Annotated in this window: 14 protein-coding genes; 9 read left to right on the top strand and 5 right to left on the bottom strand. The window is 27.7% G+C overall.

The annotated features are described in order from the left end of the window. Nucleotides 1-12 precede the first annotated feature (12 nt). Together S100390_RS02695 and S100390_RS02690 are read left to right on the top strand one after the other, a co-directional pair. On the top strand, nt 13-1,119 hold the full coding sequence (locus tag S100390_RS02695) for a C39 family peptidase (protein ID WP_070406751.1): 1,107 nt from the start codon (nt 13-15) through the stop codon (nt 1,117-1,119). Between the two features lie 23 nt (nt 1,120-1,142). Then, nucleotides 1,143-1,709 (top strand): hypothetical protein, encoded by a 567-nt coding sequence (locus S100390_RS02690; RefSeq protein ID WP_070406750.1) that lies wholly within the window; start codon nt 1,143-1,145, stop codon nt 1,707-1,709. Nucleotides 1,710-1,743: 34 nt separating this feature from the next. Here the strand turns inward: S100390_RS02690 and S100390_RS02685 are convergent, their stop codons facing one another. After that, nucleotides 1,744-2,547, bottom strand: coding sequence for an SDR family NAD(P)-dependent oxidoreductase (locus S100390_RS02685; protein WP_070406749.1), 804 nt, complete (start codon nt 2,545-2,547; stop codon nt 1,744-1,746). 1 nt (nt 2,548) lies between these two features. Continuing rightward, nucleotides 2,549-3,241, bottom strand: coding sequence for a CDP-diacylglycerol--glycerol-3-phosphate 3-phosphatidyltransferase (gene pgsA, locus S100390_RS02680; RefSeq protein ID WP_070406748.1), 693 nt, complete (start codon nt 3,239-3,241; stop codon nt 2,549-2,551). A 111-nt stretch (nt 3,242-3,352) separates the two neighbouring features. Here pgsA and S100390_RS02675 point away from each other — a divergent pair, with 111 nt between their 5' ends. Further along, on the top strand, nt 3,353-3,820 hold the full coding sequence (locus S100390_RS02675) for a CinA family protein (protein ID WP_070406747.1): 468 nt from the start codon (nt 3,353-3,355) through the stop codon (nt 3,818-3,820). 54 nt (nt 3,821-3,874) lie between these two features. Further along, a complete protein-coding gene (recA, locus tag S100390_RS02670) occupies nt 3,875-4,903 on the top strand; it encodes a recombinase RecA (RefSeq protein WP_070406746.1) in 1,029 nt (342 codons plus the stop codon). A 154-nt stretch (nt 4,904-5,057) separates the two neighbouring features. Here the strand turns inward: recA and S100390_RS02665 are convergent, their stop codons facing one another. Then, complete coding sequence (locus tag S100390_RS02665) at nt 5,058-5,657, bottom strand: NAD(P)-dependent oxidoreductase (RefSeq protein ID WP_070406745.1); 600 nt, start codon at nt 5,655-5,657, stop codon at nt 5,058-5,060. 158 nt (nt 5,658-5,815) lie between these two features. Here S100390_RS02665 and S100390_RS02660 point away from each other — a divergent pair, with 158 nt between their 5' ends. The 5 genes from S100390_RS02660 (at nt 5,816) to S100390_RS02640 (ending at nt 10,431) form a co-directional block, all read left to right on the top strand. Then, a complete protein-coding gene (locus S100390_RS02660; RefSeq protein WP_070406744.1) occupies nt 5,816-6,955 on the top strand; it encodes an NADH-dependent flavin oxidoreductase in 1,140 nt (379 codons plus the stop codon). Between the two features lie 489 nt (nt 6,956-7,444). Then, nucleotides 7,445-8,692 (top strand): hypothetical protein, encoded by a 1,248-nt coding sequence (locus tag S100390_RS02655; protein ID WP_070406743.1) that lies wholly within the window; start codon nt 7,445-7,447, stop codon nt 8,690-8,692. A 13-nt stretch (nt 8,693-8,705) separates the two neighbouring features. Further along, a complete protein-coding gene (locus tag S100390_RS02650) occupies nt 8,706-9,308 on the top strand; it encodes a hypothetical protein (protein WP_070406742.1) in 603 nt (200 codons plus the stop codon). Continuing rightward, complete coding sequence (locus S100390_RS02645; protein WP_070406741.1) at nt 9,301-9,906, top strand: hypothetical protein; 606 nt, start codon at nt 9,301-9,303, stop codon at nt 9,904-9,906. Before S100390_RS02650 ends, S100390_RS02645 begins: the two co-directional genes overlap by 8 nt. A gap of 3 nt (nt 9,907-9,909) precedes the next feature. After that, nucleotides 9,910-10,431: a hypothetical protein gene (locus S100390_RS02640; protein ID WP_070406740.1), complete on the top strand. Its 522-nt coding sequence runs from the start codon at nt 9,910-9,912 to the stop codon at nt 10,429-10,431. A 380-nt stretch (nt 10,432-10,811) separates the two neighbouring features. On the opposite strand, the gene S100390_RS02635 is transcribed toward S100390_RS02640, so the two are convergent. Next, entirely contained in the window at nt 10,812-13,421 is a 2,610-nt protein-coding gene (locus tag S100390_RS02635; RefSeq protein ID WP_070406739.1) for a hypothetical protein, read from the bottom strand. Nucleotides 13,422-13,718: 297 nt separating this feature from the next. Next, nucleotides 13,719-14,081: a hypothetical protein gene (locus S100390_RS02630; RefSeq protein WP_070406738.1), complete on the bottom strand. Its 363-nt coding sequence runs from the start codon at nt 14,079-14,081 to the stop codon at nt 13,719-13,721. Between the last annotated feature and the right edge of the window lie 68 nt (nt 14,082-14,149).

The raw sequence follows: 14,149 nt of genomic DNA, 5'->3' as shown, positions 1-14,149 counted from the left end.
AGGCCTTATATTATGAAAAAACTATTAAGTACTTTAGGAGTAATAGCAATCTTGGGCAGTACTATTTCAAATGTTATTGCTAATGATTTCTATCACAAAACATTAGAACAAAATAATAGGAGTATTAAATTATGAGTTATTCGTAGAATTCAAGAAACCAATTGGTTTTGTGTCCCAACTGATATTCAAATGATTTTTGGATATTTTAATATTGCACGGAGACAAACTCAAATTTATAATGATTTAGGCGGAGTTGGTGAAAACGGATTACTTATTAATCAAAATTTAGTTAACTATTTAAATAATAATATTAGACCAGTAAATCAAAACATCAATTATGGTCTTGTCCAAATTCATACTAATTTTGGACATACTAGATCTGAACAACTATTATTTGAAAATTATGTATACGAATCATTATTTAATAATCATCCCGTTCTTTTTGGTTATAGCATTGAAAACGATGGGCATGCTATTCTGATTACAGGAATCAATATTAATGAAAACAACCCTGGCGAAACCCAATATACTTATCTTGAACCAGCAGATGGGGCACAAATGACATTTTTAGGCAATGAAATTAGTAATTATATTCAAACTGATGGTGAATTAGTTGGTTTTGGTGAAGAGTCTGACTTTAATAAAGATGCTTTGCAAATTGCTATTGAAAATGAAAAAATTGATAAAAATGACATTAGTGATAATGAAAATCATGAGGTAGTGCGAATACAACTAGATTTAACCGCAACAACATCAGCAACAACAACAAGTCAAATCCGTGATACATATCAAAAACTAACATTGAATGAATTTAATGGTGAAATATATTTATTTACTTGAAAAAAAATTGTTACTGATTTTTCGTTTAATTTTGACCATCTACCAAACGATATTGATAAATGAGTTAGTCCACTCATTGAAATTGAAAGTGCAATTGAAGAAATTGGTGGGGCTCATATTGATGGTCACATTTCGGCACAAGTCATATTTTCTCATTCTAGTATAAATCATCTAATTTTAACTTTAATAATTTATGTTGGTGGGCAATGTTGATTAACTGGGAATTGACCACATATTTGATTTATGACTGGTCAAATTTTAAGTTTTTATAAAAAGTAAAAGCAAGTAAAGGAGAAACAATAATGAAAAAAATACTACTGTTTTTATCAAGTGGTTTATTAGCAACTACGACTGCTAGTTATTTAATTAAAGAAAATATTGTTACCAAACAAAATAATATTGTAATTAACATTCCGCCGACTGAAAAATACAACGATAATTTAGCAAGTGAAAGTGGGGAAATTAAATGATTAATTTCAACAAAATGAATGGATTTAACAGCTTATACAGGAATAAAATCATTAGCAGTCTTTAAATATCTTTACAAAGCCATTGAATTACCTAATCTGACAGTGGGAATTGGGATGTTTACTCATGCTAAAGGTGAACATAGTCTACAGTATATGACCAATAACTGACAAGAAAATTGATTATCAAATTATTTTAATATTGTTGAAGAAAGAGAAACAATCGGTTCAGCTGAATTATATGCTTGAATTGGTGCAAAAGTTGAAACAATGACAAACAAAAAATTAAGACATTTAATGTTACGAATTCACTTTTATGGTTCTGGTAATTATGCTGCTACTGGTAGTAGGCCTTGGGGAAGAATATTTTCTGGTGATATTTTTAATATAATATGAAGATAAAAAAATAAAAAATTCGAAGTTAACTTCGAATTTTTTATTTTCGTTTTTTTTGATAATTATAAACTGATGTTAAAACACAACTTTGTGGTGCTCATTTTGTTAAGGTTTTTACCATCTTATTAACGGCTCCTGTTATAATATAATTTTTTCTTTTTGTCTTTAAACCTAGCATTAAACTTTTTCGAGCATATGTTGCTGTTTTCATCACTTTCACTGTTGAATGATATTTTGCATCTTTTTGATTACTACTTCGATTTCAGAAATCTGTTTTTAATGGACCAGGACATAAAGTAATTACCCGAACAAGTGATTTTGTTTTCTTTAATTCCGTATTAATTGCGACTCCCAAACTTCAAACATAAGCTTTTGAAGCATAATAACTAGCAAAAACAGGAGCAGGGGTAAAGGCTGCTAAACTACCAATATTTAAAACACGCCCTTTATTTTGATCAATAAAACGTTGAACAAATAATTTAGTTAAGATATGTAAAGCTTTAATGTTTAAATCAACCATATTCATTTCTTGTTCTAAACTTGATTCATTAAAATAACCTCACACCCCATAACCAGCATTATTTATTAAAAGGGTTACATTTTCTGTTTTTACATCAGCAAACAACTGATAAACATTAACTGAATTACTTAAGTCATAATTTAATGTTTTAATTGCTTGGTTTGGATATTTTTCATGCAAAACAGTAAGCGATGTTGTATCACGAGCAACGGCAATAACATTATAACCAAGTTTTAATAGTTCTTCACAATAACAATAACCTAAACCTTTACTAGCTCCCGTTACAACTGCTCATTCTGAATTATTTATTATTTTTTTAGCCATTTTATTTTTCTTCGCTTTCTAATTTTGGCTTTTTAATCACGGTCATATCAAATAATGCTTTTCGATTTAAATAAATATAATTTCCAGCAGCTACCAATGATAAAATTGTTGCTAAATACATTGGAATCATAATAATTTGATTAACTCAACCAAATTCATCTCATTGCCCAGTTTTTAAGCTTTCCCCACCAAACATACGAAAACCAATAAAAAATAAAATTGTCATTCCAAACATTTCAACTGCTGCTCGAACACGACCCAATTGATTAGCTGCCATTATTACTTTTTGTGACGCTAAAATTTGACGAACAACATCAATTACAAAGTCACGAGCAATTAGCACAACTGTCATTCAAACCGGAATAATATTAGCACAAGCAAAAACAATTAAAACCGTGTTTGTTAATAATTTATCTGCAATTGAATCAAAAAATTTTCCAAAAGTAGTAACTTGATTATAACTACGGGCAATATAGCCATCTAGTAAATCAGTTAAACTAGCAATAATAAATAATAATCCAGCAATCAAATAACTAATCGGTAACGAGTAGGTCACATTAGGTCCTTTAATTGTTAACCATTGATCTCAGCCATGATATAGTGATGTCCCCGGAAATGGAACAATTACCATGAGAACAATAATAATTGGTATTAAAAAAATTCGAATTAATGTAATACGGTTAGCTCAATTCATTTTAATTCCTCTTTTCTAAAAATATTCTTTTTCTGACAATTTAATATTACTTACATATTATATTATATAAATGTATAATATTAAAGAAAGTTTTTGAGGTGAACAACGAAAATGACACAAGAATTAATCCAATTATTACAACAAAAACAATTAACAATAGCAGCCTATGAATCAATCACTGGTGGTCTTTTTAGTCATCTTTTAACAAATATTCCTAATGCTAGTCAAGTTTTTTTAGGAAGTATTGTTACTTATACCAATGATGTTAAAGTTAACATTGGTCATGTACCAGCAAGTATAATTACACAATATGGTGTTGTTTCAAAACAAACTGCAGAAGCAATGGCGATTGCTTGTCAAAATCAATTTAACAGTAATCTTGCCGTTAGTTTTACTGGTAATGCTGGTCCTGGCAAATTAGATCAATTGTCAATTGGAACAATCTTTGCTACTATTGTTCATCAAAACCAATCAAGCACATTTGAATTATCCTTAAATCCAACTTGATCACGCGAAAAAATAAAACTTATTGCAGTTCAAACAATAATTAACCATCTTTTACAAATTATTTCAAAATAAGAAAAGGAATAATCAATTAAAATAGATAAAACTAATTAGAAAGGAGTGTTGCAAATGGAAAAAGATAATAAAACAAATTCTGATAACATCAAAACTATCGACGAAGATGAAATTCTAAAAAATGTGATGAAAGAAATTGAAAAAGCATATGGTAAAGGTGCCATTATGAAATTAGGAGATAAAAGTAACTTAACCATTGAAGCGATTTCAACAGGTAGTTTATTGCTTGATGAAGCAATTGGGATTGGTGGATATCCAAAAGGACGCATCATTGAAATTTTTGGTCCAGAATCATCTGGAAAAACAACATTGTCATTACATGCCATTGCTGAAACACAAAAAAGGGGAGGAAGAGGTGCTTTTATTGATGCTGAACATGCTTTAGACCCAAATTATGCCAGAAAATTAGGTGTTAACATTGATGAATTAATTATTGCTCAACCTGATTCTGGTGAACAAGCATTAGATATTTTAGAAACACTAGTTAAATCAAATGCGATTGATTTAGTTGTTATTGATTCAGTTGCTGCATTAGTACCAAAAGTAGAATTAGATGGTGAAATGAGCGATGTTACCATTGGTGCCCAAGCACGATTAATGAGTAAAGCATTACGAAAATTAAATGGCGCTATTAATAAAACAAATTCCATTGTTATTTTTATTAATCAAATTCGTGAAAAAGTTGGCGTTTTCTTTGGTAATCCCGAAACAACGGCGGGTGGGCGTGCCTTACGATTTTATGCTTCTGTGCGGTTAGACGTTCGACGAACTGAAACAGTAACCACCGCTGGCATTGCTACTGCTAATAAGGTTAAAATTAAAGTTGTTAAAAATAAAGTTTCACCACCTTTCAAAACAGCAATTGTTGATATTAATTACAATGAAGGAATTGATAAATATTATGAATTAATTGACTTAGCAGTGAAATATGATATTTTAGAAAAAACCGGGGTATGATATGCTTATCAAAATGATAAATTAGGGCAAGGACGAGAACGCGTAAAAGAATATCTTAAAATGAATCCACCAGTTTTCGAAGAAATTTATCATCAAATTATTACTAATTTCAAAATTAATTCTTAACAATGAAATAATTTCTGCAGATTATTTTTATCTTGTTTTTAACTTAATTGTAAATATTTAAAAAATTTAAAATATTAATTAAAAACTACTAATTACAAATGTTAATTTAAACAAAGTAAAAAACAAACTATTTAGAATAGTTTGTTTTTTACTTTTAATAATTTTCAACAATTGTAAAACGATGTTGTAAATATTGTGGTTTAATAATCTCGCTTGCTAAGGCTTTTGCACCACTAATATAACTTGCGAAACTGTCACCACTAGCATTATACAAAGCATTATCACTGCTTATGGTTTGATATAAACCTCGCGGCGGGTTATCTTCAAAATTCAAAGCTGGTGATAAATATGATCATACCACATTACTACTTTGTAATAATTTTAAAACTTCATAATGCCCATAAACAGCCGGTTTTCAAGCTGCTAATTCTGCAGGAAAATCCTTCATTGGAATATCAATTAATCTCGTATGTTCATTTGTTCACAGTGAACCCGCACCACCACTTCAGACAATTCGTTGCTGATTCTCACTGGCAATTGTAATCATATTTTTGGCAATCAGAACTAATTCTTCAATGCTATGTGCTCCGACAGTTGACACTAAAACATCTTGACCAACCGCTTGGGTTTTAAGATTATTCAATTCACTAGCATTTCCTGTTAATTCAGTAATGATAATGTTGTTATTATTAATAAGCTCATTAATAAGTTTCTGACCCAGTTTTCCCTGAGCACCAAGTAATAAAATTTTCATAATATTCCTCCTTAGAAAATATCTTAACATATTTTATTATTATAAAAGCAAGAAATCAATAAATAAAAAAGTGAATATTGATACCTACTTGTAATAATATTGTTAAGTTATATGATATTATTATCAGTAAAATATTATCAATTAGAAAGGAAACAACTATGAATCCAAAATTTAAAGCCTTATTTCAACCATTTACCTTTCCAAACGGAGTGACAATTAATAACCGAATTGTTATGAGCCCAATGACCACTTTTTCTGGTTTTGAAAATGGAAAATATACCCTTGATGAATTAAATTATTATCAAGCACGCGCTAAAAATTTAGGAATGATAATTGTTGGGTGTAGTTATGTTAATCGAAATGGGAAAGCTTTTATTGGTCAACCAGCAATTGACGATGATAAATATATTCCAAGTTTAGCAAAATTAGCCAATATTATTCATCAAGAAAATAGTCTTGCCATTATGCAAATTCATCACGGCGGACGTCAATGTACAGCTGCAACATTACTTCATAAACAACCATTATCTGCTAGTGCTGTTAAATCTTTACGACCAACAGCAATTGAACCACGTGCAATGACTAATGAAGAAATTAATACCATTATTGAGGATTTTGGTAATGCTACTTTACGAGCAATTAAAGCTGGGTTTGATGGAGTAGAAATTCATGGAGCCAATACTTATCTTATTCAGCAATTTTTTTCACCACATTCAAATCAACGAACAGATCAATGAGGTGGTAACTTAACAAAACGAATGGCATTTCCGTTGGCAATCGTTAAAAAAGTTAGTGCTATTATTAAAACACATGCGACAAAACCATTTATTCTAGGCTATCGAATTTCACCAGAAGAGATTGAAGAACCAGGAATTACCTTAGAAGACACTTATGAACTAATGGATGAATTAATTAAATTTCCGTTAGATTATATTCATATTTCATTATCATATTTATGGCGAAAAAGTATGCGTAATAAAACTAATCCAACCCCAACAATCAGCAGTATTTTACAGCGTTATCAAGGGAAGATTCCTTTAATTGGTGTTGGTGGTATTTGTACACCAGAAGATGCTTTAAAAGGACTAGAAAACGGGTTATCATTGATTGCTATTGGTCGACAACTAATTATTGATCCCCAATGACTAACAAAAGTGGCAATTGGAGCAGAGCAAACAATTAATACCGCTCTTAACTTAGCAAACATTAATGAATTGGTCATTCCCCAACCTTTAATTGATCTTTTTGTCGAAGATGGTCAAAATTGAAAAATCAATATTATTGATATGCCAAAATAGTTCAACAAAAATTAAAAATTATCATTTTTTTATGTAACATAAAACTTTTTGATTTATTTTTTACATAAAATAATTTGTTAAATTAAAAAATACTTGCAAAATTTTTGCAAATAAAATATAATACTTATGTAGTTAAACAAGTTACATAAAGACTAATTAGTTATTAATATGGTCCAATCTTAATAATTAATTATGTTTTTAATTATATGTTTCCCTTGTAAAAGACTACAAAACTATGTTGTAATTTCAATTCAATACACTTTATAATTGTATAATCATTTAACGGTCCAAAATGTTGCTTTTATTATTAATAAAAGTAGTTTGTTTATAAAATTATTAAAATAATAAAATATAATTGAAATTACTACAAAAAATCTATATGTTGCCTTTGAGCGCTTTACTTTAGTTAAAGCGCTTTTTTTATAGTAAAATTAAACAGATAAGTTTATAATTATTTTAAAGAACATTAATTAAGAGGGGAATTCATAAATGCAAGATGGATTAGAAAAACAATTAGAGCACAATTTAAAAGGGTCAGAACAAGCAATGTTTGATGCTTTACTAAAAAGCTATTATTTAGATGATGACCAATTAGATTATTTGCACAAATATTACCGCCCAATTTTTACCTTTGCTGATAATGAAGATTGTATTTGTTTAAGCAAACAAAAGTATGAAACTTGTTGTAAATCAAAAGTATTAAATTCAGAAAAAAAACGAGAAGAATATATTTCAATTTTACAGGCAGTAGGGGATCCAACCTTAAAAGAACCATATCTTCAACAAGAAACAGCCCATTATCAACGTGTTTTACAAGAATGTTCAAATCAAACATGTATCTTACAAGATTGCAACAATAAAGTAGCACAGCATAACCTTTATCCACTTAGTACAAGTAAAAATTGTTATTATTTAAATCGTTATCATTCAAAACATTTTTTTAAAAATATTAAAACACCGTTTTTAGATGTAACAGACGAAAAACAGGTTCCTTATTCATTTAATGTTTTTTGTCAAAATCATCTTAATGAATATTTAACCCAAGAACGAGAACTTTCGCCTCAATTAGCAGCTCTTTTAATAAATATCAATGATAACTTAATTGATCATCAAGTACTTTATCAAACTTATTTAGACTTTTATCATCATTTAACTGTTGCTGAACAAGTAATTTTAACCTTTAAATTACGTCGAATTATGAAATTACATTTAATTTATGAATTAGAACTATATCGTTTAATTAATAATCTTGATAATAAAAATCGTAATTATGTCATTAAAAAGATTATTTTACCAAAAGAAATCCATTCTATTACTTGAAATGATATTTTATTAGCGCAATTAACACCAATTACATTCCAAGCTATTAACTCACCTAATAATCCATTTTTACCGAATAAAATTTTATATAGTCGGTTGGTTAATCATAAAAAAAATGGAGAAGTTCATTTTATCTATCATAAAAATAATCGAATTTTTAATACTTACTTTACTGAATGAGAAGAAAAAATCAAAAATGAAAAGCAATGACAAAACTTTATTTCTAGTCTTATTATTAATCAAGGAACGCATTCTTTAATTGATAAAAAATACTATGATAAATTAAACCAAAAAACAAAAGAATTAATTAATATTTATTACTATAATCGGTTTGAACAACCACGAAATTCAGCTGAAGAATTGATGCTACAAACCTTTATTAATAATTTTAATAATGGAATTAATATTTTAAAATAGAAAGTGGATGACAATGACAACATTAGGATGAATTATAATTGCTATTTTTCTTGCTTTATTAATTATTTTTATTAGCTTTTTTATATGGTTTTATCATAAAAAGCAACATTTATTCTATGAAATTTATAAACAATTAGAAGTAGACAATCAAGAATACATTAATAATAAATTTTCAATGTTATCATTACAAGAAATTAGTGTTAAATTCAAATTACAACCTGGTGAAAAAGTTTTTGGTAATACACCCGTTACGATTTACCTTCATCGTCAAACACCAAAAGTTCCTTATCAGCCTCAATCAAAATATCATATTCCTTTTGATAACGGTATTAGTGTTGGCTATGGTGATGGTAAAAAGATTAAATTAATTGAACAAGTGCCATTCCAAACGGGTCATCTTTTTATTACCAACCAACGAATGTTAATTATCAATAACGACATTACAACAATATGAGATTTAAAAAAAATTGATAATCTTGAATTAAGCATTTTTCGCATAAATAATACTTTACTACAAGGGTTTTATTTATACATTGAACAAAAACGTTTTATGATTATTGTAAAAGGTTTTGAAATTCCATATTTAATCTATAAGGTGTGAAAAAATAATGGCTAGTTATTGAATTGGAATTATTTTATTTGTAAGTATTTTGGGGTTAGCAATTATTATTGTTTTAATTTTAGCATTATTTCAACAACAAAAAATTAAGCAATTTAAACAAAAGAACCAAGCATTACAAACTGACATTGATCATAATCTTTCATTTTTAAATAGTTCATTAACTGAAATTACAATTAGATATGAATTGCCTAAAAACGAAAGATGTTATTATCATGATAAAGTTAATGGTTATGAAATTGTAAAGAAAAAAGAACTTGATCAAAACGGATATTATTTAAGACCACCAATTAATCTGCAATATCATATTGAGAATCTCCCTGGTTATCTAAATCTTACTTCTGTTTCAGGAAGTGAAACGATTAGTGGCGACATTTATGTCACTAATCATCGTTTAGTAATTACTGCAAAGCAACAAAATTTGATAATTTGATTACAGGATATTAATTTTGCTTTACCCAGTGTTTTTAATCTTAATGGCTTATATCAAATTGGTTTTTTTATTAGTACAAATGAAAAAATTTACCGTTTTATTACAAATGATGTTAAAATATCAATGACAATTTTTAAAGTATGACAACAGAAAGGGATATAACAAATGACAATGCATATTATTTTAATTTTTAGTTTAATTCTAATGCTTGCATTATATACCTTTCATATTTTATTTTTTTTACATTATCAAAGACAAAAAGAAAACATCCATTTTACTAGCGAATACCGATGAAAACAAATGTTAATTTTCATCTTTGTGACAATTTATTTTATCTTAACACCAATCAATGTGTTTATTATTGTTGGTTATATCTTATTAATGACCTTAACAAATATTCCTAACATTCTAGTTTATTTATATGTTATTATTGCAATTTGTAATTATGTTTTAATTCTCAGCTACTTAATTATTCAAACTCTAGTTAATAATAGCTTATGAATTAAAGTTAATGATCACACAATCTTCTTTCTAGACGAAGAAATTGCCTTAACTCAAATTATTGGGATTGATATAAATGGTTTTTTTAACAAAGTTCTTTATACTCTTGATGGTGAAACAGAAAAAAAAGTAATTATTGGAAAAAAAACATTTCAATTTCTTGAACAAATTAATGTTACAAATTAAAAGAGATTACTTGTCGGGAAAACAAATAATCTCTTTTTTTCTGTTTGGAAAACAAGAATAATTATTTTGGCGAAAATAAGGGTTTATTTAAAATTATTTTATGGTAACTTATATAAAAAGAAAAGATAAGAGATAACCTAAAGGGGAGAGATAGTAGTGTAATTATAAACCCTTAAAAATATAATTATTCTGTTTACTTTAGAGATTTAGGAAAAATATTTTTCCTTACTCATAGTATACTATTAAACTAAAAATAATACAATATTTTTTTATTTTTTAATAAAATAAAATATTTTTCCAAAGTAGATTTTTATTTTTACCTGCTTTAATAAAGCAAAAACTAATAAAAGGGCAATATAATACTAATTATGATATTTTTATTAAAAAAACTTAGAGCTTATTTTTTCAATTGAAAAGTAACTACCGATTGTATTTGTAACAATTCCTCAATCACTCAAAGAATTTGCAACGTATTTTTCATTTATTTTTTTAAAATTATCGAATATAACTTTAATTAAAATATCAATATCACTTTCACTAATATTTCCGTTTCAGCCGCTATGACCTTCTTTATAAAAATTAATGATTTCTTTTTTGATTATATATAAAAATTTTTGATAATTATTAAAGAATTGTTGATAGGTTTGACTTATCTTTTTTCATTTGAAGGAATCAATTCTTATTTTTAATTGATCATGAGCTAAAAAATTATAATATTTTTTAATTTTATTATATTGGATATGTGATTTTTCTTTAATTGATTGTGAACCATTATTTAATCATCAAATTACCGAGGTAGTCCCAGTAATAACTAATCCTATTAAAGCTGATAACCCAAATGTTTCAGGAGCTAATGCTGTACTGGCTGTTGCTTCAGCCCCAATTACTGTTCCTACCCCGGCAGCAGGTAAAACTTCTGGTGCACTTGATGATAGTAATGGTATTAGTTCTACTGTTTCGGGGGTCTCTGCTGCTGTCCCAACTTGCGATGAAGATAAATTATATCTAAAATAATTACCAACTGTTTTTAACACTTTGGTTAATGTTATCCCCGTTATTTTGGAAACGGCAGTTAATCCAATAATTGAAATTAAATTTGAAGCAATAACTTCTTTTCACCCAAGTTTTTGATTAGTATTTATGGGTGGTGTTATATCAACATTTATTTTTGGAATTTGTACATAATTTACAATTAAATTATGACAAATTTTAAAATGAACTTGAACCATTGATCTATAGTTAGAATTTTCAGTAGGGGCAATTGTTCAAACAAAAGATCCACTATTATCAATTCTTGCAAAATGAGCAACCACTTGTGTTATATCTAAGGTAGGATTTAATTCAACAATTCGTTGCAAAATAGTTGCTTCATCATTATTTGGCAGTTCTCCTAAATCAGTATTTTGAAGAACCGTACACAAAGGAATTAATAAAATATTGTCTAAATCTTGTTGTGACAAAAAATCACATGAACTAAGTTCAACATAAAAACGAACACTCCGTGTCCCAACATAAATAGGACTATTTTTTCTAGGTCTAATTCTTCACGACTGACTACCATCCTGATTAAAATTATTAAACACAATTTCAACTTGTGTTACATCTAAGTTAGGATTTAATTCTGCAATTCGTTGCAAAATAGTTCTTTTTTCATTATTTGGTAACTTTCCTAAATCAGTATTTTGAAGAACCGTACACAAAGGAATTAATAAAATATTGTCTAAATCTTGTTGTGACAAAAAATCACATGAACTAAGTTCAACATAAAAACGAACACTCCGTGTCCCAACATAAATTTGACTTTTTCCTTTAGCTCTAATTATTCACGACTGACTACCATCCTGATTAATATTACTAAACACAATTTCAACTTGTGTTACATCTAAGTTAGGATTTAATTCTGCAATTCGTTGCAAAATAGTTCTTTTTTCATTATTTGGTAACTCTCCTAAATCAGTATTAAGAACAATATTGACAATATGAAGATGAGCAAAATTCGAATGTGGCATGACATAAAAACGAGCACTTCGTGCCCCAAAATAAATAGGACTATTTTTTCTAGCTCTAATTCTTCACGACTGACTACCATCCTGATGAAAATTATTAAACACAATTTCAACTTGTGTTACATCTAAGTTAGGATTTAATTCTGCAATTCGTTGCAAAATAGTTCTTTTTTCATTATTTGGCAGTTCTCCTAAATCAGTATTTTGAAGAACCGTACACAAAGGAATTAATAAAATATTGTTTAAATCTTGTTGTGACAAAAAATCACATGAACTAAGTTTGACATAAAAACGAACATTCCGTGCCCCAACATAAATTTGACTTTTTCTTCTAGCTCTAATTCTTCACGACTGACTACCATCCTTATTAAAATTATTAAACACAATTTGGATTTGTGTTACATCTAAGTTAGGATTTAATTCAGCAATTCGTTGCAAAATAGTTGCTTCATCATTATTTGGCAGTTCTCCTAAATCAGTATTTTGAAGAACCGTACACAAAGAAGTTAATGAAATATTGTCTCGATCTTGTTGTGACAAAAAATTACATGAGCTAGGTTTAACATGAAAACGAACATTCCGTGCCCCAACATAAATTTGACTATTTTCTCTAGCTCTGATGGTTCATGATTGACTACCATCTTGATTAAAATTATCAAATGTAAGTCAAATTTGTGTTACATCTAAGTTAGGATTTAATTCAGCAATTCGTTGCAAAATAGTTCTTTTTTCATTATTTGGTAACTCTCCTAAATTAGCGTTTACAACAACACTGAAAATCCTAGCACGTGAAGGACCTGGAAGGGGATTGGGTGTTGTTTGCCTCTTCACCCGCTTTGTTTTTTCTAACTTATCTTTTTTAAAATTTATTTCATTATTTTTTAAAATTTTAATTTGTTCTTTTTTATCAAAGTTTACTGTAGCACCAGTTAACATTGAATTTCCTACAATTATTATTCCTAAAATATTAAGTATTTTTTTCATAATGTTTTCTCCTTTACTTTCATTGTATTATTAATAATTTTTTATTTTTGTAAAAATAAAAAAAATGAAAATAAATATTATATTTTCATTAATACAGGTTATTAATTTTGATATAATTACATTTTTTTAAAATTTATTTATATCATGAAATAACCTAAATCTATTTTGATTTAGTAAACATATTTTACCATAAGTTTAATATTTTATTATTCATTATATAAACATTAAAGAAATTAAAAGACTGGTCTATCTTAAATTAAGTCATGCTGAATAAATACTGATAAAATTCTATTATGATTATGAAATATTCTGTTTCTTTTCAAAACTAATACGATCAAATCAATTTCCTAATCCTAGTCTTTGTTCTGATGTATAAAAGATACCGGCTGGTGTCATCTTCTGACCTGGTGGTTGTAATGCCAAAATTTTAATCATACCAGTTCCCGTTTGGACATAAATTCCTTCTTCATCACTATTAATAACTTCTCCGGGAAAAAAGATTTTCATAACCATCACAAATGTTTCATCTGGTAATAGTACTCGTGCTTTACCAATATATCACTTTTCATCATTTAAAAAAGTATATGCTTTTGTTGATGTATTAATAAATGCTACTATTTCCTGATCTGTTTTAGTTCAATCAATTCTGTTGGTTTTCATTTTAAGATGTCTCCTATTTTTAAGTTATTATACAACTTTATGTAATATTAACAAAATTCTTTTTCCTA

Origin of the sequence: Spiroplasma sp. NBRC 100390, from assembly GCF_001886495.1 — a bacterium.
Classification (GTDB): domain Bacteria; phylum Bacillota_I; class Bacilli_A; order Mycoplasmatales; family Mycoplasmataceae; genus Spiroplasma.
This window is presented reverse-complemented; position numbering and strand designations above follow the sequence as displayed.